We start from the raw sequence: 22,154 nt of genomic DNA, 5'->3' as shown, positions 1-22,154 counted from the left end.
GGTGCCAGGCGCCGCGTCGCTTGCTTCGCGCCGTCTTCCGTCGTGGCGCCTGGCCAGCATGTAAGGCGCCCCCTTGCCAGTGCTACCCTGCGCAGCTTCCACGCAAGGATTTCCCAGGTTTCATGGACGACAGCCTGCACGCCGCCCGCATGGGCGACCTGATTCTCCATCCACCCTTGATGGCCGAGCTGGTCAGCGGCCTGGTCGAGGCCGCCGTCTATGCGGCGGCTGTCGCGGCGGTCGGGGCCGCCATCGGCGGCGCGGTGGTGGCGGTGGTCGGTACCGGGGGCGCCGCCGCCGCGCTCACGCCGCTGATCGCCGGGGCCATGGTCAGTGCGGCCGCGATGCTGCCGGCTGGTGAAGACAAGAGCATCGGCGACCACATCAGCGACTTCAGCAACTGGGTCGGCAATTCGCTGTTTCCGCCCGAGCCGTACGGCTCGATCAGCAGTGGCTCGCACAACACCCGCATCAATGGCATCCTCGCGGCGCGCGCCGCCGGGGTGAGTGGTGGCCCGGTCGAGGCGCTGGGCCCAGCCGAGGAGCCGTCGATCCTAGAAAACATCGGGGCCTACGCCATGGTCGGCGCCTCGATGGTGTTGCCGGTGATCGGCCTGGCGCAGGAGATCAACAGCATCTTCAACCCGCCGGTGACCACGCCGGCCGCGCCCGGGTCGATTCCCAAGCCCGAGGACAAGGCGGTGTGCAGCAAGCACCCACCGATGCCCGAACAGTTCGTCGCCCAGGGTTCGGACAAGGTGTTCATCAATGGTCAGCCAGCGGCGCGGGTCGGCGACAAGACCACCTGCGACGGGCCGATCGGCATGACCTATTCGCCCAATGTGCGCATTGGTGGTGGTACCACCACCGTGCGTGACATCCACGACGGCAAGAGCGCGGCGGCGAAGATCATCGGCCTGATTGCCGGGATGCTCATCAGTCGCCGGGGCATGCTCAAGGGACGTCGCTGCGGGGTGGGCAACCCGGTGGCCCCAGCCATGGGCAGCAAATTCCAGGACGGCCCCGAAGATGTGGATTTCAAACTCGCGGCGCTGGTACCTATCACTTGGGCGCGGCGTTATGACAGCAATGACCGGCGTAGCGATGGCCTGTTTGGCATGGGTTGGAGCGTGCCCTTCGAGGTGCGCCTGGAGCGTGTCGCGCACCCCGAGGGGGGCGAGTTGTGGATCTACGTCGATGATGAGGGATCCAGGCTGGAGCTGGGCCGCTTGCAGGTCGGCAGTGCCTTCGTCAGCATTCTCGACGGCCTGGCGTTTTTTCATCAGGACAACGGTTTCACCATCGTCGAGGACATCAACAGCGGGTTGTACCAGGTGTTCCACACCGATCCGTTGGACAGCCGGCGCTCGCGCCTGGTCAAGGTCGGTGATCGCAACCTCAATTGCCTGGAGCTGTTCTACGACGAACAAGGCCGATTGCAGTTTCTTGGCGACAGTTCGTCCCGGACTTTCATCGAACTGCGCTTTGCCGACGGGCAAACGCGTCGGGTAGCCGAGATCCACAGACTGTACTTGCAGGCCGGTCAGGCTTTTGCCGTCGAGCAGCGCGAGTGCCTGGTGCAGTATCGCTACACCGCGGCGGGGCAACTGGAGAGCGTCGCCGATGGTGAAGGGCAATTGTTGCGGCGCTTTACCTATACCGACCAAGGGTTGCTGGCCAGCCATACGCTGCCCATGGGGGCTACGCGGTACTACGAGTGGGCCCGCTTCGCGCCAGCGCCGGCGCGCCAGCCGTGCAGCCTGGATGGCACGCCTTACGCCATGCCGCCGCTGCTGGAGCTGCAGCCAGACCACGAGTGGCGCGTGGTGCGGCACTGGGGCAGCGACGGCGAGGATTATCGCTTCATCTATGACCTGGAGCAGGGCCATACCCAGGTCATCGATGGCCTGGGGCGTGAGGAACACTATCACTGGGGCGCGCTGAACGAGGTCCACACCTACATCGATGCGCTGGGATATCGCTGGCGGCACGACTACGTCGATGGCCTGTTGCGGCGCACCCTCGATCCACAAGGTGGCGAGTGGTCCTATGGCTACGATGCGCTCGGGCGCGTGGCTGCCACTACCGACCCGTTGGGGCGTTGTGAAAGCGTGGTCTATACCGAGCATTGGGCCTTGCCCACGCGCATCACGGACGGCGCCGGGCGGGAGCGGCGCTACCGCTACGATCAACGGGGCAACCTGATTGGCGAAGTCGATCCGCTCGGGCAGCCGACCCGCTACGCCTACGATGATCGAGGGCGGCTTACGCACAGCGTCGACGCCCTGGACAAGCAGCGCTCGTTCAATTGGAACGAGCGCGGCCAGCTGACGGCCTCGCGCGATTGCTCAGGCCAACTGACTCATTATCGTTACGACCTGCGTGGGCACCTGAACGAGGTGCGCAATGCCGAGGGTGGCACCACGCGTTATCGTTTCAATGCGCGTGGCCATCTGCAGCAGCGCGAATTGGCCGATGGCCGGGTCGAGCACTATCAGGTCGATGCGGCCGGTCAGTTGGTCCACCATGTCGACCCAGCCCAGCGCGTGACCCAATGGCAATACGACGGCAGCGGTCGACTGAAGCAGCGTACCGATGCGCTGGGGCACACTGTGCGGTTGCAGTGGGATGCTTATGGCCGCTTGCAGCAGTTGGAAAACGAGAACAGCGAGCACTATCGCTTCCAGTGGGATGCGCTAGACCGGCTGGTCGGTCAGCGTAACCTCGATGGTGGCGGTTTCAGTCAGCTTTATGATGCCCTGGATGCGATCACCCAACGCACCGTGCATCCATGCCGTGAAGCGGAGCCCGTGTTGCCGGGCAGCCCGGATGCGCCTGAAGTGTCTGCACAGGTTCACCACTATGAGCACGATGCGGTCGGTCGTCTGCTGTGCAAGCAGACCGACGATGGCGAGACGACCTACCGCTACGATGCTGCTGACAATCTGCTGGCGATCCTTTTCACGCACCGCAATGGGCAGGTCCAGCAGTTGGACTTCACCTACGACGCCATGGGGCGGTTGTTGAGCGAAAGCCAGGGGCTGGGGCAGCTCGGTTACACCTATGATCCCATCGGTAACCTGCAGACCTTGACGCTGCCTGACTCGCGCCGGATCAATTACCTGCGTTATGGCAGCGGGCATCTGCACCAGATCAATCTCGACGGGCGGGTGATCAGCGATTTCGAGCGCGATGCGTTACATGACGAGGTCGTACGCAGCCAAGGCGCCCTGTTGACCCGAACCCAGTACGACAGCACTCGGCGCTTGGTGCGCAAGGCCGTGGAATACCAGGGGAGCGGTTTGACGAACCTGCCGCTGTTGCAAAAGGACTATCAGTACGATGACGCCAGCAACCTTGTCGGCGAAGTCCTGACCCAGACCCAGCGCCCCGGCAGTGGCACGGGCGCCGAGCTGGAACACTTGATCGGGCGCTTCCAGGGTGGTGCAGGTGGGCGCGGTAGCTACCAGGGACGTGTCGGCTATGACCACGGGCCCACCGCACGCCTGCATGGTGTGTCACGCCAGTTGCCTGAACAGTTACCGGTGGTCGAGAACTTCAGTTACGACCCGGCCGGCAATCTGCTGGAGGGGTATCAGGTCAATGAGCGGGTACGCCATGATCGGGTCAAGCTCTTTGAGGACCGGCGCTACCGTTACGATCGCTTCGGCCGACTTGCGCACAAACGCAGTGGCCACCGTCTGAACCAGCACTTCGAGTACGATGCCGAGCATCGGCTGGTGTGCGTCAGGCAGCAACGTGGGCCGCTGTGCGAGCGGATCGAGTTCGCCTACGACCCATTGGGCAGGCGAGTCGAAAAACGTGTGTACCGCGATGGGCTCGAAACTCCAGTCAGCGTCACCCAGTTCTGCTGGCACGGCCTGCGCCTATTGCAGGAAGTGCAGGACGGCAAACCGAGCCTCTATCTGTATGCCGATGCCGTCGGCTATGAACCGCTGGCCAGAGTGGACGGCCCGCCTGGCCATGAGCAGGTTTTCCATTTCCACGTCAATGTGGCCGGGCTGGCGGAGCAGCTTACGGACGAGCACGGCGCGAGCGTTTGGCAAGGTGTTTTCCAGGCATGGGGCCGCAGCAGTGAGGAATGGCATGCGCCGGGGCAGGCCAGCCAGCAGAACCTGCGCTTGCAGGGGCAATATCTGGATCGGGAGACAGGCCTGCACTACAACACATTCAGGTTCTACGACCCTGATATAGGCCGATTCACCCAGCAGGACCCGATCGGGTTGCAGGGCGGGTTGAATCTTTATGCCTATGCACCCAATCCGTTGATGTGGGTCGACCCACTGGGACTGAGGAAGTGCGGCGGCAACTTCAGAACGGCCGATGACGCGGCCCGGGCGGCACTCAAAAAGTACAACCCGATGTCCATTTTCAAGAATCGGGAGTATGGCGGGATCATCTTCAAGGGCCGAGACGGCAGCTATGGCTTCACCCGGGGCCGTCTGGGCAGCGGCAGGACGGCGCCTTCATACAAAACCTCCGCGCGCGGGATGCCCAAAGGGGCCACCCCAGTGGGGCAGTATCATACCCATGGGGCTTATGCCGACAGCGGTTTCAATCGCACCAACAAGGCTGGGGATGCCTGGGACAGTGATGCGTTCTCGCCGGCTGATATCAGGATTCATAATGCGGCCAGTCAGAACATCCCTGGGTTTACCAACTACCTGGGCACGCCCAGTGGCAGCTTCCTGAAGATCTTTGGCCAGGTCAGTGGACCTGGCGATGCGGTGCCTCTCTGAGGCGGAGAATGCAATGGCAAGCCTGGTCAGACTCGACAAAAAATATACCCCGTTCCTGTGCAAGGCGATCGAGGCGGTTGGCAGTAGCGATTTCGTCACCTCGGGCCAATATGACATGGAGAACTTCAACCTCAGCTTCGAGGATGTCGTGCATGAGCGCGATGGGGTGCGCTACTACACCATCAGCTTTTTTGCCGAAGAGGTCACGGCACAGAACTGGATGACGGCGACAGCTGCCGAGGTGGGAGGGCTGCATGTGGAACTGGATGTAGCAACCCGGCAGGTCATTCGCGTGTACGGTGATCGATGATTTCAAGGTTCGGTTAAATAGCCGACCAGGCCGGGGCGGTAAACGAGGATGTGGCTTGCCGCGCGGCACGATTTGAAGCGACAAGGACTGCTCTAGCCTGGTGGCGACCGTATCTCCTTGTCCATGATCTCTAGAGGCTCTTCCATGATCAGGCTTGCCCCGGAAATCTGGATTTTGTCATCAGCACCACGCATCTGCGGGCTGCTTACGACGAGACCGCAGACGCTGTCATCAACACCGATGTATAGACGATGGCAGGCTGCGATCTCTAACGCTGTAGGGATGGTTGATATCTATTTAGCGTGTGTGAGTGAGAAGGGTTGGCACTTGTGATGAATAAGAGCAATGTGGCTGATCATATTGTATTGATCAATGAAGAACAGCCGGGTGAGCGCCTGGTCTTCAACTTCCATACTTGGCTGGAAGTTATAAAAGCTATTTTGGTCCACTATGCCGGAAAGTCAGAGTCGGAAGCGGAGTCGCTGCTGTTCTCTTCGGCGTTGGTGAACAATGCGCTGGGTGGCTATATGGCCGCGGTTGTACGTGCCCATGAGTTGGAATATCACTGGGCCATGGAGTTGGCGCATGGAGAGCAATACTGGCAGAGAGGCGTCAGCGCTGAAGAACCGGACGGCTACTTTGACTGGGATGAACAGTACAGGAAGGATCACGGCCTGGCAGAGGAAAGCTTTGAGTTTGTCGAATGACCGGTCTTGCAGGTGTGCCTTGCTAGTGTCCTCGGGGGCGGGCAGGGCAAAAATGCAGGTCGGTGTGATGGGTCTGAAGGGCTGGAAGGGTTCATGGCGCTCCTTCCAGCTTCAAGGGCTTTGCTGATTGGACATCCCTCAGCGTTTTGACCTCAACGCTTGCCGAGTATCTTGCCCAGCATCTCCGGTCGCGGCGCCCCTTGCTGGCTCTGCAACTGCCCTTGTTCATCCAGGTAGAAGATCGCCGGTGTCGCCGCCAACCCCAGTTCTTCCATCAGCGCCATGTTCGCCTCGAGTTTCTTCTGCACCGCGTCAGGCACCTTGTCCAGCGCCTTGAGGGTGCTGGCCTTGCCGGCTTTCTCATGCGCTTGCAGCGCCTGGGCCGGGTCCTTGGCGGCGAGCAGCGCGGCGGACTTGCCCGGGCTGTCCTCGCGGATGATACCCACCATGATATGGCGCAGTTGCACCTTGCCCGACTCGACCCAGGGCCGTGCCTGCTGCCAGAACATGTTGCAGTAGGGGCAGTTGGGGTCGCTGAACAGGTAGACGACGCGCGGCGCGTCGGCTTTGCCGTCGGCGATCCAGGCAGTGTTTTCCATCTTCGCCCACACGGCCTTGCTCATTGGTGCGTACACCAGTTTTTCCAGGGGCGCGGCGCTCAGGTCCTTGCCTTGCTCGTCGAACAGGCTGCCCACCAGCACGTGCTTGCCGTCGGGCGTGAGGTACAGGGCGATGCCGTTGTTGTGGTACTCGGCGGCATAGCCGCGCAGGCCATCGGGGGCATCGAAGCTGCCTTTGATCACGGCGCCCTTGGCCTGCAGTTGCTGGATCGCCTTGGGTAGTTGCTCGGCCTGGAGGGCCGGGCTGGCGAGGAGGGCGAGGGTCAGGGGCAGCAGTGCATTCAATCGCATGTCAGTTTCCTTGTGGGGCGGGCGCGTCGGCGCGTTCGAAGGGTTCGAGGGCATGGCGCAGGCTGGCCCGCGACAGCTCGCCCAGGTGGCTGCCGACCAGCCGCCCATCGGCGTTGTAGAACAGGGTGGTGGGCAGGGCCATGGAGCCGACCTTGCGGGCCAGCTCGCCAGTGCCGTCGAACAGGACGTGGGACAGGCTCAGGCCGGTGGTGGCCATGAACGTGCTGACGTTTTCCGGGGTTTCGCCCTGGTTGACGAACAGGAAGGTCACGTGGGGATAGTCGTCCTCGGCCTGTTGCAGCACGGGCATTTCCCGACGGCACGGCGGGCACCAGGTGGCCCAGATATTGATCACCAGCGGCTTGCCCCGGTAGTCGTGCAGGGCCACGGCCTGGCCTCGGCTGTCGCGCAGGCTCATCTGCGGCAGTTCGGTGCCTTTGCTGTAGAGGTGGCTGCCCAGGCTGGCGAGGATCCAGAACAACGCGCCGCTGAACAGTGCCCAGCCCAATGGCCGACGCAGGCCGGGACGACGCCAGCCTTGCCAGAGCGTGCCGAGGACCACGCCCAGCAGCCCGCCCCAGAGCAGGAAGCCGCCATCGCGAATGTCAATGATCTGCAGCGGGTCGTCACGGTACATCGGCCAGTAGGCCAGCACGAAGCCCAGGCGGGCGCACAGCAGCCCCAGCAGGAACAGGTTGAACAGCGCCGACTCGGGGTTTTCGCCACCACGCCGGGCCACGCGCCAGCCGACCAGGCTGGCGATGCCCAGGGCCGCGAGCAGCAGCAAGTGGTTCAGGGCCATGGTCAGCGGCCCGAGGGTGACGGTCAGCATCAGCCTTGGCTCCTGGTCTGTGCCCAGTGTTGCAGGAAGCCGCCGGCATCGACCTCGCCGGTGATACGCCGAGCGCGGCGTTCATCGCCTTCCGGGCCGATCCAGATCAGGCTGGGCGGGCCGGGCACCTGGTAGCGCTGGAGCAATTCGCGGCTGGCCGGCGAGTCGGCGGTGACGTCCAGCCGCAACAGGTGCACGCCGGCCAGGCTCGCCTGCACATCGGCGCGGGCGAACACCTGTTTTTCCATGACCTTGCAGGACACGCACCAGTCGGCGTAATAGTCCACCAGCACCCACTGGCCATTGGCCTTGGCGCTATCGAGTTCGCGCTGCAGGTCGCTCGGGTTGTTGACGGTGACGAAGGCATCGTGGGCGCTGGCCTGGGTGTTGCCGCCGCGCTGGCCGGCGAAGGGTTGCAGCGGCTGCCACAGGTCGTTGCCACCGGCCGCGGCACCTACCAGCAGCAAGCCGCCCCACAGCGCGCCGAGCAGCGGTATCGCCCGCAAGGCAGGCAGGCGCCGCAGCGCTGGCCAGGCGGCCCAACCCAGGGCGATCAGCCAGCCACCGGCCAGCGCCAGTACCAGGGCGTCTGGCAGCATGGCGCGCACGGTGTACAGGGCCATGGCCAGGAACACGAAGCCGAACAGGCCTTTCACCAGGTTCATCCAGGCACCTGGGCGCGGCAGGTAGCGGTTGCCCAGGGTGACCAGCAACAGCAGTGGCACGCCCATGCCCAGGCCCAGGGTGAACAGCACCAGCGCGCCTTGCAGCACGTCGCCGCTCTGGGCGATGTACAACAGGGCGCCAGCCAGGGGGGCGGTCATGCACGGGCCGAGCAGCAGGCCTGACAAGGCGCCGAGCAGCGCCGCGCCATACAGGTTGCCACCGCGAGTGCCCTGGCCGGCGCGGTCGAGGCGGTCGCGCAGGGCGCTGGGCAGTTGCAGTTCGAAGGCGCCGAACATCGGCAGGGCGAGGAGTACGAACAGACCGGCCAGGCTGCCCAGCAACCAGGGCTGTTGCAGCCAGGCCTGCAGGCTGGCGCCGAGCAGCGCGGCGATCACGCCCAGCCCGGCATAGACCAGCGCCATGCTCAGCACGTAGACACCGGCCAGTAGCCAGCCGCGGCGGGCGCTGGCGCCATTACCCAGGACCAGTCCAGCGAGGATGGGCAGCATCGGCAGCGAGCAGGGGGTGAACGCCAACAGCAGGCCCAGGCCGAAGAAGGCCAGCAGGCTCCAGGCCAGGCTGCCCTGTTGCAGGTTGCTGGCCAGGGCCTGGTCGCTGGCCTGGTCGCTTGCTGGCATGGCAGGCGCGGTGCCGCCGAGGGCAATGGCCGTGGTTTGTGGCGGGTAGCACAGGCCGGCATCGGCGCAGCCCTGCCAACCCAGGCGCAGCTCACCGCTGGCGTCGGCTGGTATCAGCAGCTCCAGCTGTTGGCGATAGACCGGGCTGTCGCCGAAGAACTCGTCGTGGTGGTTTTCGGCCTCGGGCAGGGCGGGGTGCTGCGTGGGGAGCAGGCCGTCGAATTTCAGGCGTTTCTGGTAGAGGTAGTAGCCGTCCTTGATCTGGAAGTACAGGCGAGTCTGGCCGTTTTCCAGGCGTTCGTGGGTCAGGACGAAGGCGTCGTTGACCGGCAGGAAGTCCGGCTTGACGGCAAAAGGGTTGGCCTGTAGCGGGCCGGCGAGCAGGAATGTCAGGAAAAGCAGGAGAACACGCATGTCGACGCCTTGCTGGAACTTGAGTTGAGGCCATGCTGGGCATGGCTTATTAACTGAAGGTTAAACCGGATGGGAACGGTTGTTAGCGGAACCTCACCGGCAACGCCAAGACGGTTCATAATCCCCCCTTAATCAGCATGCTATGCAATGCCCGTCACCCCACCCAGGAGAGCCCCCATGCACGTTCTGCTCTGCGAGGACGACGACCTGATCGCCAGCGGTATCTGCGCCGGTCTTTCGGCCCAGGGCCTGACCGTGGACCGGGTGGCCAGCGCCTCGCAGGCCCGGCAACTGCTGCAGACCGCGCAGTTCGATGTGATGATCCTCGACCTCGGCCTGCCCGACGAAGATGGCCTGAAGCTGCTGCGCCGCCTGCGCCAGCAGGGCGAAACGCTGCCGGTGCTGGTGCTCACCGCCCGCGATGCGGTCACCGATCGCGTCGATGGCCTGCAGGCCGGCGCCGACGACTACCTGCTCAAGCCTTTCGACTTGCGCGAGCTGGCCGCGCGCTTGCATACCCTGTTGCGCCGGGCTGCCGGGCGGGCGGTGAATATCATCGAGCACGGCCCGCTGAGCTACGACCCGAGCAGCTGCCTGGCCACCCTGGCCGGTCAGCCAGTCGATCTGTCGCGCCGCGAGCAGGCGCTGTTGCAGGCGCTGTTGCAGAACCGTGGGCGGGTGCTCTCCAGCGAACAGCTCAAGGATTGCGTCTACGGCTTCAGCGACGAGGTCGAGAGCAACGCGTTGAACGTGCATATCCATCACCTGCGGCGCAAGCTCGGCGGCGGCATCGTCGAGACCGTGCGCGGCCTTGGCTACCGGCTGGGCCCGGCCCAGGCGCCGGGAGAGGAGGCACCATGAGCCTGCGGGTGCGCCTGTCGCTGATCCTCGGCAGCGTTTTCATCGTCATCTGGGCGCTGGCTGCCGCGTGGATGCTGCGCGACCTGCGCCAGCAGATGATGTTCTCCCTCGACCAGCGCCTGGTCGCCTCGGCGCGCATGGTCGCCGGCCTGATCGACCAGTTGCCGCAGCCCTTGGCCGCCAAGGGCCAGGACGCGCATTTTTCCGCCGACCAGTTCAGCGTGCCAGATGGCATGGCGTGCCAGGTCAGTTCCCTGCGCGGGGAAATCCTCGCCAGCAATCACAAGCATGACGGCAGCATCGATGACGGGCGCAGTGGCTTTCGCGACCAGACCATCGACGGCGCGTCTTGGCGCACCTTCACCTACAACCACGGCGATGTGCGCATCACCACCGCCGACCGTCACCAGGAGCGCGAGGCGCTCAACCAGTCGATCCTGCTGGCCGCCTCGGCGCCGGTGCTGATGGCTTTGCTGGGCAGCCTGGGGCTGCTGTGGATCGGCCTGGGCAAGGGCCTGGAACCGCTCAATCGCATGCGCGATGCCTTGCGCCGTCGCCGCGCCGACAGCGTCGAGCCCTTGGAGGTGGCGGGCCTGCCCAGCGAGCTGCAACCGCTGCTCGCCACACAGAACCAGCTGTTCCTGCGCATCGCCCAGACCATCGAGCGCGAGCGGCGCCTGACCGACGACGCGGCTCACGAACTGCGCAGCCCGCTGACCGCGATCAAGACCCACCTGCAGGTGGCGCGCATGACCGACGGCGCCGTGCGCGAGCAGGCGTTGGCGCATGCCGAGCAGGGCACCGACCGCATGCACCGCACCCTCGAGCAATTGCTGATGCTGGCGCGTGTCGAGGGCAGCCTGTCGTTCGACGACGGTGTGCAATGCAGCGCCGAGCAAGTGGCCTTGCAAGCCATGCAGGATGCCGGTGGCGGCGACAATCGACGCATCCGCCTGCAGCTGTCCGAGGAGGCTGCCCAGCTCTACCTGGGCATGCCGGCGCCGCTGGCGGTGGCGGCCCTGCGCAACCTGCTGGACAACGCCTTGCGCCATGGCGGCGATGCCGAGGTGGAACTGGCGGTGCAGGCGCGCGACGGCCAGGTTGGCTTCATGGTGCGCGACCATGGCCCTGGCATCGCCGAGCAAGACCTGGCCCACCTGACCGAGCGCTTCTGGCGCCATGGCCACAGCGGCGGCTGCGGCCTGGGGCTGGCGATTGTCCAGGCTATCGTCCAGCGTTGTGCCGGCACCTTGCGCTTCGACAGCCAGGCCGATGGCTTGCGGGTGTGGTTGCAGGTGCCAGCACGCCCGGCTGCGTGAATGGCAGGTCCGGTGATCGGGCACGCTTGTCAGCGCCACAACAAATACAGCGCCAAGCGCTAAATCCATCCCTCGCCAAAGCGTTTTCCAAGCGATAACGCCCCGACACACCTCCGCTGACAGGAAGCGTGGCGGGCACATTCGCTTGCTTGCGAGGGTTTTCCCGATGTCGACCGCTTCCAGCCTGGCCCAGGCGCTGCCGGCCACCACGCCGCGCGCGCTGTATGAGTTCGAGCAATCACCACTGCTGCTGCGCCAGCAACAGCAGGAGTCCAATGCCCGCAGCTATCCGCGGCGTATCCCGCTGGCACTCAAGCGTGCCCGGGGCATTTATGTCGAGGATGTCGAAGGCCGCCAGTTCATCGATTGCCTGGCCGGCGCCGGTACCTTGGCCCTGGGGCATAACCACCCGGTGGTGATCGATGCGATCCAGCAGGTGATCGCCGACGAACTGCCGCTGCATACCCTGGACCTGACCACGCCGGTCAAGGATCAGTTCGTCCAGGACCTGTTCGGCCTGCTGCCCGAGGCATTGCGCCGTGAGGCGAAGATCCAGTTCTGCGGCCCCACCGGCACCGATGCGGTGGAAGCGGCGCTCAAACTGGTGCGCACCGCCACCGGGCGGAGCACGGTGCTGGCGTTCCAGGGCGGCTACCACGGCATGACCCAGGGGGCGCTGAGCCTGATGGGCAGCCTGGGGCCGAAAAAGCCGTTGGGCGCGCTGCTCGCCAGCGGGGTACAGTTCCTGCCTTACCCCTACGACTACCGTTGCCCGTTCGGCCTGGGCGGTGAGGCGGGCGTGCGTGCCAACCTGCATTACCTGGAGAACCTGTTGAACGATCCGGAGGCGGGCGTGGCCCTGCCTGCCGCGGTGATCGTCGAGGTGGTGCAGGGCGAGGGCGGGGTGATCCCGGCGGACGTCGAATGGCTGCGAGGTCTGCGGCGGATCACCGAGCAGGCCGGCGTAGCGTTGATCGTCGATGAGATCCAGAGTGGCTTCGCCCGCACTGGCAAGATGTTCGCCTTCGAGCACGCCGGCATCGTGCCCGACGTGGTCACCCTGTCCAAGGCCATTGGCGGCAGCCTGCCGATGGCGGTCACGGTCTATCGCGACTGGCTGGATACCTGGTCGCCAGGCGCCCACGCCGGCACTTTCCGCGGCAACCAGATGGCCATGGCCACGGGTTCGGCGGTGATGCGCTACCTGGTCGAGCATCGCCTGTGCGAGCACGCCGAGGCCATGGGCCAACGGCTGCGCGGCCATCTGCTGCGGCTGCAGCAGGACTGCCCGCAACTGGGCGACATTCGAGGCCGTGGCCTGATGCTGGGGGTCGAACTGGTGGACCCGGCGGGCACCCGCGACGCCCAGGGCCATCCGCCGGCCTGCCGCACCCTGGCGCCGAAGGTGCAGCGCGAATGCCTGCGTCGCGGCCTTATCCTCGAGCTGGGTGGTCGGCATGGCGCAGTGGTGCGCTTCCTGCCGCCATTGATCATCAGCGCCGAACAGATCGACGAAGTCGCCGCGCGCTTCGCCGAGGCAGTACGCGCCGCCGTGGCGGGCTGAGCGATCCGGGGCCGCCAGGCCCCGTGTTTCCGGGCTCGGACGCAGGTAAATTTCCCCCTGCCTGGTACGTCCTAGCTTGGGTAGAAGCCGCGTCACGCGGAGACGGATTGAGGCGCAATGACAATTTCTCGACGAGGATTCATCGCCGGGCTGGCCGTGGCGGGTGCCACGGGTACGGCGGCTTATTACGCGCACAAGCAACTGACTCATGACCCTGAGGACGATATCGTCACCCCGGGCGAGGCCAGCGTGGAGCTGGCCGACTACAGCGGCCAGGTGCTCGCGGACCTGCTGCGCGGTGTCTGGGACATTCGTTTCGAAGGCGCTGACGCGGGCCTTGAGGGTGTGCCGGGCGAGGGCGTCGAGCTATTCCTCGATATCGCCACCAAGGGGCGCGGCCTGCGCGGCTTCGTCGATACCGGTGAACGCCTGCGTGGCGAGACGGAGCCCGCCTATCGCGTGCTCGGCGATCTGGTGGGTGCCAGCACGGGCGCGGTGCGTTGGCGGCTGATGAGCACGCAGGGTGGGCCAGGCTATGAGTGCGTGGCCAGCCTAGATGAGGTCTGGGGCGAGTTCGCCAACGCCGGCAGCGGTACCTTGAGCGGGCGCCTGCAGCGCCTGGACCGGCCCTTGACCCTGCCGTTGCAGGACAGCCGCTTCGTCGCGGTCAAGCGCCTGTTCCCCGAAGCGCGTGAACGGATCCCCTATACCCCGCAGATGCAGGACTGGGTGATCGGTGCCGAGCACCGCTTGTTCCACCAGCTTTGGCATGCCACCCGCGACCAATGGCACAAATTGCCGGAAGTGAAGCAGAACGCCCTGCGTGGCCTGGGCTGGCAGCCTGGGCCACGAGACCGCGAGCGCGATGCCCGGGGGCCACGCAAGCACCGTAACGGTTCGGGCATCGACTTTCTGTTCATGCATCGGCACATGTTGATGTATGCGCGCACCTTGCAGGATTTGCCTTCCTGGTCGCGTTTCCCGTTGCCACAACCGAGCGTGGAACTCGATCGCCCGGGGTTTGCCCGTTACTACGACAACCACGACGGCTACCGGGTACCGCCCGGCTGGCAGGCGCCGGGTGACGAGGCCTATGGGCAGTGGGTCGGGGCGATCAAGGCCGGCGAAACCTACTGCAGCAACTTCCAGGTCTGGGAGTCGCAATACCAGGATCCGTTGTACCTGTCGAAGCTGTCCCTCGGGGCCTTCGGCTCGGAACTGGAGATGAATCTGCACGACTGGTTGCACATGTGCTGGGCCTCGGTGCCACGCGACCCTGGCAATGGCGCGCCGGTGCCGTTCGCACGGGATTCGGCCGACTTCGCCGCGCGCTGGTTCGGGCGTGACAACGACTTTCTCGGCGATCCGTTCTCATCCCATGTCAACCCTGTGTTCTGGGGCTTTCACGGGTGGATCGACGACCGTATCGACGACTGGTTCCGCGCCCATGAGCGTTACCATCCCGGTCAGGTTCGACGCCTTGAGGTCAATGGTGTGCCGTGGTTCGCGCCCGGTCGCTGGGTGGAGGTCGACGACCCTTGGCTGGGGCCGGATACCCACGGTTGCAGCACGCAGCCGGGCATGCGTCCGGGCAAGTCGGTGGAGATGGACGTCGAGACCATGAAGCTGGCGTTGCGCATCACCTTCGGCGAGGACGACCAGATCGAACCCTTCCTGCGCAAGGTGCCGCAACGGCCCTGGTATGCGCGGCACCTGTCGCTGAAGAATATCGTGACCTGAGCGTCAGCCTTGCCAGCGCACCTCGACGTTGCCGAGGTGCGCTGGCAAGGCAGCCCTACTGCACCTGCCATCCCCCACCCAGTGCCTTGTACAGCGCCACGCTGCCCTGCAGCCGTGCCAGGCGCAATTGCGCCTGTTGGTCCTGGGCCTGGTACAGCGTGCGTTGGGTCTCGAGTACGCTGAGCAAGGTCTCGGCGCCGGCACCATAGCGCTGCTGGGCCAGGTCGAAGGCGATGCGCGCCTGCTCGACTTCCTGGTCTTGCCACTGGCGCTGGCGCTCGACGCCGCTGATGGCGTTGAGCGCCTTCTCGACATCGGCGAAACCGGCGAGGATGCTAGCGCGGTAGGCTTCCAGCAGCTCTTGCTGCCTGGCGCTGGCCAGGTCCCGGGCCGCGCTCAAGCGGCCATTGTTGAAGATCGGCGCGGTGAGCCCGGCGGTGAGGGTGTAGTAAGGGCTGTCGAGCAGGTTGGCGAAGGTCCGCGCGCCACTGCCCAGGTCGGCGCCGAGCACCAGGCGCGGCAGCATGGCGGCCCGGGCCACCTGGATGTCGGCATTGGCCGCGGCCAGGCGCGCCTCGGCGGCGGCAATGTCCGGGCGTCGCCCGAGCAGTTCGCTGGGCACGCCGCTGCCAATGCTGGGCCAGCGCAAGGCGTCGAGGGTGTCGAGGCTGGTGGGCAGGGCCTGGACCGGATCGCCGAGCAGGGTCGCCAGGGTGACGCGGTTGTCCTGGCGGCGTTGTTCCAGCAGCGGTAGCTGGCGCTCCTGGGCGGCGACCAGGCTGCGTTGCTGCGCCAGTTCCAGGCGCGTGGCCGCGCCCGAGCGCTCGCGTGCCTCGACCAACGCCAGCACGTCGCGGGCATTGCCGAGGTTGAGGCGGGCGATGCGCAACTGTTCTTCCAGAGCCAGGCCTTGCAGGTAGCTGTCGGCGACGGCGCTGGTCAGGGTCAGCTCCACGGTCTGGCGGTCGAAGCGACTGGCGGCCAGGCTGCGCAGGGCGCTGTCGCGGCTTGCGCGCAAGCCGCCCCAGAAGTCGATTTCGTAGCTGGCGCTCAAGCGTGTGCCGAACGAGGTGCTGGTGCGCTCGCTGCTGCTGGCATCGAGTTGGTCGTTGCCATCGCCGCGCAGCAAGCGCTGGCGGCTGCCGTCCAGGCCGAGGCGCAGTTCGGGCAGCAACGGCGCGCCGGCGATGACCGCGCTGGCTTGGGCCTGACGTACGCGGGCGGCGGCGGCGGCCAGGTCATGGCTGTTGTGCCGTGCGCGTTCGACCAGGCGGTCCAGCTCGCCGCTGGCGAAGGCGCGCCACCACTGCTGGTCGGGGAAAGGCTGCGCCACTTGGGTGGGGCCTTGCCAGGTGGTCGGCGGTTCGATGTTCGCCGCCGGCGGTGGTGGCGTGCTACAAGCGGCGAGGCACAGGCTCAGGGTCAACAGGCTGAAGCGGCTTGGGATCGTCATGGGTTATTCGCTGGTGAGGGCCTTGACCGGGTCGAGGCGGGCGGCCTTGCGGGCCGGCATGAAACCGAACATCACCCCGGTGATCACGGCGCAGGCGAAGGCGCCGAGCATGGCGGGCAAGGTGAAGGCCACGGCGATGCTGGCCAGCAGCAGGCCGCCGCCGATGGCCAGGGCCAGGACGATGCCGGTGACCCCGCCGACCATCGACAGCATCACCGCCTCGGAGAGGAACTGCCGCAGGATGTCGCGCTGGCGTGCGCCGGTGGCCATGCGGATGCCGATCTCCCGGGTGCGTTCGCGCACGGTCATGAGCATGATGTTCATCACGCCGATGCCGCCGACCAGCAGGGAAATCGCCGCGATCGCGCCGAGCATCAACGACAGGCTGTTCTGGGTGCGGGCCTCGGCCTGGATCAACGCCGCAGAGTTGGTCAGTTCGTAGTCGTGCTTGCCCTGGTGGCGCTGGCGCAGCAGGCGATCGATCGCCTGTTCCGTCTCGCTCACGTGCCTGGAGTCCTGGGCGGCGATGGCCACGTACTCGGGGTCGCGACTGCCGAACAGGCGGATCGCCGCGGCGGAGTAGGGCACGGCGATGCGTTCGTCGGCGTCCTGCTGGCCCGAGCTTGCACCCTTGGCCACCAGCACGCCGACCACCTGGAAGGGCACGTTGCCGATCAGTACGTAACGGCCAAGCGGGTTGCTGGCGTCGGGGAACAACTTGTCCCGCACCTTGGAGCCGATCACCGCCACGGCGGCGCCGCTGGCTTCGTCGGCTGTGCTGTAGAAGCTGCCCTCGGCCACCGGCCAGTCGAACACCTCGGGAAACCAGGTGTTGTTGCCGCCGACATAGACCTGCAGGCTGTTGTTGCCCTGACGCACCATCAGCTTGTCGCCGATCACCGGCATCACATGGCGCACCTGCGGCAGCTGGGCAATGGCGTCGACATCGTCGAGGGTCACGATGCCGCCGGGCTCGCGCTCGGAGGCCTCCTTGCCGTTGAGGTAGAGGATATTCGAGCCGAACGCGGCCATCTGCGCCATCACCTGGCGCTTGCTGCCTTCACCCACGGCCAGCATGACCACCACCGACGCCACGCCGATGACGATACCGAGCAAGGTCAGGGCGGTGCGAAAACGGTTGATCCACATGACGCGCCAGGCAGCTTGCAGGGCCTCGAGCAGCTCGCCTTTCCAGGCGCCCTTGAGGGTGGCGCCGCGGTCGAGGCGCTGGCGCAGGTCGTCGGCTTGCAAGGACGCGTGGGTGACCGCGGGCGGTTGCTCGGCGGCCGAATCGCTGACCACCTGGCCATCGCGGACTTCGATGACCCGTTGGGCGCGGGCGGCAACTGCGCGGTCGTGGGTGATGAGGATGATCACGTGGCCCTGGCTGGCCAGCTCGTCGAGCAGGGCCATGACCTCGGCGCCGCTATGGCTGTCCAGCGCGCCGGTGGGTTCGTCGGCGAGGATGATATGGCCGCCGTTCATCAAGGCCCTGGCGATCGAGACGCGTTGTTGCTGGCCGCCGGACAACTGGTGCGGACGGTTGCCGGTACGGCTGGCCAGGCCCAGGCGCTCAAGCAGGGCGTGGGCACGGGCATGGCGCTCGGCAGGGGGCGTGCCGGCATAGATGGCCGGCATCTCGACGTTTTCCTGGGCCGAGCCTGAAGGAATCAGGTGATAGCCCTGGAACACGAAGCCGAAGGCTTCGCGGCGCAGCCAGGCCAGCTCGTCGCTGTCCAGTTCGGCCACGTCGCGGCCGGCGAAGCGGTAGCTGCCGCTACTGGGGCGATCGAGGCAGCCGAGGATGTTCATCAGGGTCGATTTGCCCGAGCCGGAGGCACCGACGATGGCGACGAATTCGCCGGGGTGGATGCTCAGGCTGATGCCGCGCAAGACCTCGACCTGCGGCGAGTCGACGCCGCCATAGACCTTGCGGATGTCACACAGCTCGATCAGCGCAGTGCTCATGTCAACCTCCACTGGCGCTGGGGCCGCCAATGACCAGGCGCTCGCCTTCGTTCAGCCCGTCGAGGATCTGCACGCGCAGCCGGTCGGCCAGGCCCGTGCGCACCTGGCGCGCCTCGACCTTGCCTTGGCTGTTGAGTACCTGGGCCAGGCGCAGGCCGTCACCCGGGCCATCCTCCAGCGCCGCCAACGGCGCGCTCAGTACCTGGCTGGCCTGGCCGGCGACGAAGAACACCTGGCTGGTCATCTCGGCCATCAGCGCGCCGTCGGGGTTGTCGACATCCAGTAGCACGGTGTATTGCACCACCTTGCTACCGCTGGTGCCGGTGCTGGCACTGGCCGGGCTGCCGCTGCCCTGGCTGGTCTGGTCCAGGGGCTTGGGCGGGATCGGCAGGATCTGCCGCACGGTGCTGGTCCAGCGGCGCTTGCCGCCAGCGAGGGTGGTGAAATAGGCATTCATGCCCGGCTTGACCTTGCCGATGTCAGCCTCGGACACCTGGGCCCAGACGGTCATTGGCGACAGCTTGGCGATCCGCAGGATCAAGGGGGTCTGCTGCTGGGCGTTGAGGGTCTGGCCTTCGCGCGCGTCCACTGCCACCACGGTGCCGCTCATCGGCGCGTAGATGCGCGTGTAACCTAGCTCGGCCTCGTCGCTGCGCAGGCTGGCCTGGGCCTGGCGGATCTGTGCCTGGTACATGTCGATGCGTGCCTGGGTCACCTTGAGCTGGGCCTCTGCCGCTTGCAGGTCTTCCTGGCGGGTGGCGCCGGCCGTGGCCAGGTCTCGTTGGCGTCGATGCTGCTGCAGGGCCAGTTGGTACTGGGCGCGTTGTTCGGCCAGCTGGGCCTTGAGGTTTTCGATCGAGAAGCGTCCGGCGTCGAGCTTGGCCTGTTGCGTGGAAGGGTCGATCTCGACCAGCAGCTGGCCCTGACGCACCTCGTCGCCGGCCTCCACATGCAGCTTGCGGATCTGCCCCGAGGCCTGGGCGCCAACGTCGACATAACGGCGTGGCTGCAAGGTGCCGAGGGCCGTGACACTGCTCTCGATATCGGCGCGGATCACCGGCACCGTACTGACCGATGTACCGCCCAACGGCAGGCTCTGCCAGGCCACCAGGCTGCCGAGGGCGAGCAGGCCAAGGAAGCCGAGCAGTACCCGGCGGCGGGGTTTGGATGTGCGTGTCATGCGGGATTCCAGCCGGAGGGAGTGGGCGCGTGCCGCAGGGGCGGCGCGCTCGGGGTCTGACGTTAAACGAAGCCGGAAGGGATTGATTTAGCGCAAGGCGAGGGTAAGCGGCGTGTTGCTGAGAATAATTATAATTTGTAAGATCGCACGCTGACATCATCCAGACCCGTCTCTCATCCATGCCCATGCTCAGGCCGAGAGGCGCCAGGTGCCATCGTGGAACATTACTATCGCGAATTGGTGAACTTTCTCAGCGCCCGCCTCGGCAGCCGCCAGGCCGCGGAAGATGTCGCCCACGACGCGTACCTGCGGGTACTGGAGCGCACCACCGGCGAGCAGATCGAGCACCCCCGCGCGTTCCTCTACCGCACGGCGCTGAACCTGGTGGTCGATCGCCATCGGCGTCATCTGGTGCGTCAGACCGAACCCTTGGAAGTCCTCGACCAGGATGAGCGCTGGCACAGCCCGGCGCCTGTGCAGGGCATGCAACTGGATCAGCGCCTGGCCCTGATGCAGCTGGCCCTGGACGAGTTGAGCGCACCTTGTCGCGAGAGTTTCCTGTTGCGCAAGCTCGATGGCTTGTCCCATGGCCAGATCGCCGAACGCCTGGGTATTTCCCGCAGCCTGGTGGAAAAGCACATCGTCAATGCCATGAAGCACTGCCGGGTGCGCATGCGCCATTGGGAGTCGTGAAGGCGGTGTGAAAATTCCGTGAGCGGGCGACTTGATTTCTGCTTGTTTCACGACAACTATCAAGAAAGACCCCGCTCGGGCGTTTTGCCCGACGATGCCCGCACGGGCGCAGTACGGTCATGGAGCGTCGTTCCCGAACCTCACTGCCCAGGCCCGTGCCATGCCTAACAAAGCCATGCGTATTCTGATCGCCGACGAGCACCCCGAGCAGCGCCTGCAGCTGGAGCGCATGCTCAACGCGCTGGGCTACTACCGGATCGCCCCTGTCGAAAGCTTCGACGACCTGCAGCGCCTGGTACACAGTGCCTTGCAGCCATTCAACCTGTTGATCGGCAACATCGAGCTGGCCAGCCATGCCGGCGTCGACCTGGCTCGGTTCTGCCGGGTCAGCACGCAGATCCAGCATGCGCTGCTGTACCAATCGCCCCATCTCAAGGTGCCGAGCGTGCCGCCGAGCGACCGTCATGCTGTCAGCATCAGCCTGCCGCGCGCGCCCGACAGCGAGGCGCTGGAGTCGTTCATGGCGATCATCGACCTGCCGGTGCTGGTCGCCCAGTTACCCCTGCCGGCGGGGCTGGTCGGTGGCGCCGGCTACGCGCGGCGGCGCACCAACTTCGGCCTCACCGTGTTCAGCCGCAGCTCCTGAGCCTTTGGCTGCGCGCTTTGCTATCCTCTTGGCCTTTTGCCAAGTTGCGGAACCTGCCATGACTGCCATCGATACCGCCCGCCCGCCCCGGTTCAGCCGTGGCGACCACCGGACCTTGGGCCTGGCGGCGCTGGGGGGCGCGCTGGAAATCTACGATTTCATCATCTTCGTGTTCTTCGCCCTGACCCTCAGCCAGCTGTTCTTCCCGCCTGAAATGCCGGAGTGGCTGCGCTTGCTGCAAAGCTTCGGGATCTTCGTCACCGGCTATCTGGCGCGACCGCTGGGGGGCATCCTCATGGCGCATTTCGCCGATCACCTGGGGCGCAAGCGGGTGTTCAGCCTGAGCATCCTGATGATGGCGTTGCCCTGCCTGCTGATCGGGGTGATGCCGACCTACGCCGACATCGGCTACGCCGCGCCGCTGATCCTGCTGGCGCTGCGTATCCTGCAGGGGGCGGCGGTGGGCGGCGAGGTGCCCAGCGCCTGGACCTTCGTCGCCGAGCATGCGCCGGCTGGGCGACGCGGATATGCGCTGGGCTTCCTGCAAGCCGGGCTGACCTTCGGTTACTTGCTCGGAGCGCTGACCGCGACCCTGCTGGCGCAGCTCTACACGCCCCAGGAGATTCTCGATTACGCCTGGCGTTATCCGTTCCTGCTGGGGGGCGTGTTCGGTGTGATCGGTGTCTGGCTGCGCCGCTGGCTCAGCGAGACGCCGGTGTTCCTGGCCCTGCGCGAGCGCCAGGAACGTCCGGTGGCGTTTCCATTGCGCAGGGTGCTGGGCGAACATCGCCGGTCGCTGATTCCTGCTGCGCTGTTGACCTGCGTGCTGACTTCGGCGGTGGTGGTGCTGGTGGTGATCACGCCCACGGTGATGCAGCAGCGTTTCGGCATGAGCGCTGGGCACACTTTCGCCTTAAGCAGCGTGGGCATTGTCTTCCTCAATATTGGTTGCGTGCTGGCCGGTTTGCTGGTCGACCGTATCGGCGCCTGGCGCGCGCTGATGATCTACAGCCTACTGCTGCCGCTGGGCGTTGGTGCGCTCTATGCCAGCCTCGTGGGGCAGTGGGGCGTGACCTGGCTGGCCTATGCCCTGGCTGGGTTGTCCTGTGGCGTGGTGGGGGTGGTGCCGTCGGTAATGGTCGGGTTGTTCCCGGCTGAAATCCGGGTATCGGGGATTTCCTTCACCTATAACGTCGCCTACGCGCTGTGGGCCAGCACCACGCCGCTGGCTTTGATTGCGCTGATGCCGTGGAGCCCGTGGGTGTGTGTCGGTTTTTGTCTGGCCATGGGCGTGGTGGGGCTGCTGACGGCACTGTATTTCGGGCGTCGGGAACCGTTGGTGTTCGGTGTAGAGTCGATGCCGATCATGTGTGGTGACAAATGAGGCCGTAAGGGTGGTGGAGGGCTGAGGCAAGCTTCCAGGCGGGGGTTATTGGAATAACCTATTAGCCAAATTTAACCTGGAAGGTTAATTTTTCATGGAAGAGAGAAC

At 65.6% G+C, this 22,154-nt stretch carries 16 protein-coding genes; 10 read left to right on the top strand and 6 right to left on the bottom strand.

The window, feature by feature from the left end:
• Positions 1 to 122: 122 nt before the first annotated feature.
• The 3 genes from HU772_RS16540 to HU772_RS16530 all read left to right on the top strand — a co-directional run bounded on the left by HU772_RS16540 (position 123) and on the right by HU772_RS16530 (position 5,777).
• Positions 123 to 4,760 carry an RHS repeat-associated core domain-containing protein gene (locus HU772_RS16540; RefSeq protein WP_186661977.1) on the top strand — a complete coding sequence of 1,546 codons (4,638 nt, stop codon included), beginning with the start codon at positions 123 to 125 and terminating at the stop codon, positions 4,758 to 4,760.
• A gap of 13 nt (positions 4,761 to 4,773) precedes the next feature.
• Entirely contained in the window at positions 4,774 to 5,070 is a 297-nt protein-coding gene (locus HU772_RS16535; protein ID WP_186661978.1) for a hypothetical protein, read from the top strand.
• Positions 5,071 to 5,402: 332 nt separating this feature from the next.
• Positions 5,403 to 5,777 carry a hypothetical protein gene (locus HU772_RS16530; RefSeq protein WP_189665100.1) on the top strand — a complete coding sequence of 125 codons (375 nt, stop codon included), beginning with the start codon at positions 5,403 to 5,405 and terminating at the stop codon, positions 5,775 to 5,777.
• 152 nt (positions 5,778 to 5,929) lie between these two features.
• Here HU772_RS16530 and dsbG read toward each other — a convergent pair whose 3' ends face one another.
• From dsbG to dsbD, 3 genes are read right to left on the bottom strand one after another with little or no spacing between them, the layout of a single operon-like run.
• Entirely contained in the window at positions 5,930 to 6,688 is a 759-nt protein-coding gene (gene dsbG / locus HU772_RS16525) for a thiol:disulfide interchange protein DsbG (RefSeq protein WP_186661980.1), read from the bottom strand.
• Between the two features lies 1 nt (position 6,689).
• On the bottom strand, positions 6,690 to 7,520 hold the full coding sequence (locus tag HU772_RS16520; protein WP_186661981.1) for a TlpA family protein disulfide reductase: 831 nt from the start codon (positions 7,518 to 7,520) through the stop codon (positions 6,690 to 6,692).
• Positions 7,520 to 9,238, bottom strand: a complete 1,719-nt coding sequence (gene dsbD, locus HU772_RS16515) for a protein-disulfide reductase DsbD (protein WP_186661982.1) — start codon at positions 9,236 to 9,238, stop codon at positions 7,520 to 7,522. The genes HU772_RS16520 and dsbD overlap by 1 nt, the downstream gene beginning before the upstream one ends.
• A gap of 177 nt (positions 9,239 to 9,415) precedes the next feature.
• Between dsbD and HU772_RS16510 the strand changes: the two genes are divergently transcribed.
• From HU772_RS16510 to pvdP, 4 genes are all read left to right on the top strand, one after another.
• Positions 9,416 to 10,099, top strand: a complete 684-nt coding sequence (locus HU772_RS16510) for a response regulator (RefSeq protein WP_186661983.1) — start codon at positions 9,416 to 9,418, stop codon at positions 10,097 to 10,099.
• Entirely contained in the window at positions 10,096 to 11,418 is a 1,323-nt protein-coding gene (locus HU772_RS16505) for an ATP-binding protein (RefSeq protein WP_186661984.1), read from the top strand. The genes HU772_RS16510 and HU772_RS16505 overlap by 4 nt, the downstream gene beginning before the upstream one ends.
• Positions 11,419 to 11,584: 166 nt before the next feature.
• Entirely contained in the window at positions 11,585 to 12,982 is a 1,398-nt protein-coding gene (locus HU772_RS16500; RefSeq protein ID WP_186661985.1) for an aspartate aminotransferase family protein, read from the top strand.
• A 117-nt stretch (positions 12,983 to 13,099) separates the two neighbouring features.
• A complete protein-coding gene (gene pvdP, locus HU772_RS16495) occupies positions 13,100 to 14,722 on the top strand; it encodes a pyoverdine maturation tyrosinase PvdP (protein ID WP_186661986.1) in 1,623 nt (540 codons plus the stop codon).
• Between the two features lie 55 nt (positions 14,723 to 14,777).
• Here the strand turns inward: pvdP and HU772_RS16490 are convergent, their stop codons facing one another.
• From HU772_RS16490 to HU772_RS16480, 3 genes are read right to left on the bottom strand one after another with little or no spacing between them, the layout of a single operon-like run.
• Positions 14,778 to 16,175, bottom strand: coding sequence for an efflux transporter outer membrane subunit (locus tag HU772_RS16490; RefSeq protein ID WP_186661987.1), 1,398 nt, complete (start codon positions 16,173 to 16,175; stop codon positions 14,778 to 14,780).
• 3 nt (positions 16,176 to 16,178) lie between these two features.
• Entirely contained in the window at positions 16,179 to 18,143 is a 1,965-nt protein-coding gene (locus HU772_RS16485; RefSeq protein WP_186661988.1) for a MacB family efflux pump subunit, read from the bottom strand.
• Between the two features lies 1 nt (position 18,144).
• The gene (locus HU772_RS16480) at positions 18,145 to 19,323 is read right to left on the bottom strand and encodes an efflux RND transporter periplasmic adaptor subunit (protein ID WP_186661989.1); all 1,179 of its coding nucleotides are present in this window, start codon (positions 19,321 to 19,323) and stop codon (positions 18,145 to 18,147) included.
• Between the two features lie 216 nt (positions 19,324 to 19,539).
• Between HU772_RS16480 and HU772_RS16475 the strand changes: the two genes are divergently transcribed.
• From HU772_RS16475 to HU772_RS16465, 3 genes are all read left to right on the top strand, one after another.
• Positions 19,540 to 20,016, top strand: coding sequence for a sigma-70 family RNA polymerase sigma factor (locus HU772_RS16475; protein ID WP_437182404.1), 477 nt, complete (start codon positions 19,540 to 19,542; stop codon positions 20,014 to 20,016).
• 160 nt (positions 20,017 to 20,176) lie between these two features.
• On the top strand, positions 20,177 to 20,662 hold the full coding sequence (locus HU772_RS16470) for a histidine kinase (protein ID WP_186661990.1): 486 nt from the start codon (positions 20,177 to 20,179) through the stop codon (positions 20,660 to 20,662).
• A gap of 58 nt (positions 20,663 to 20,720) precedes the next feature.
• On the top strand, positions 20,721 to 22,046 hold the full coding sequence (locus HU772_RS16465; protein ID WP_186661991.1) for an MFS transporter: 1,326 nt from the start codon (positions 20,721 to 20,723) through the stop codon (positions 22,044 to 22,046).
• Positions 22,047 to 22,154 lie beyond the last annotated feature (108 nt).

The organism is Pseudomonas xantholysinigenes (genome assembly GCF_014268885.2).
GTDB classification, from domain to species: domain Bacteria; phylum Pseudomonadota; class Gammaproteobacteria; order Pseudomonadales; family Pseudomonadaceae; genus Aquipseudomonas; species Aquipseudomonas xantholysinigenes.
Note: the sequence above shows the minus strand (reverse complement) of the source record. Positions and strands in the feature narration are given on the sequence as shown.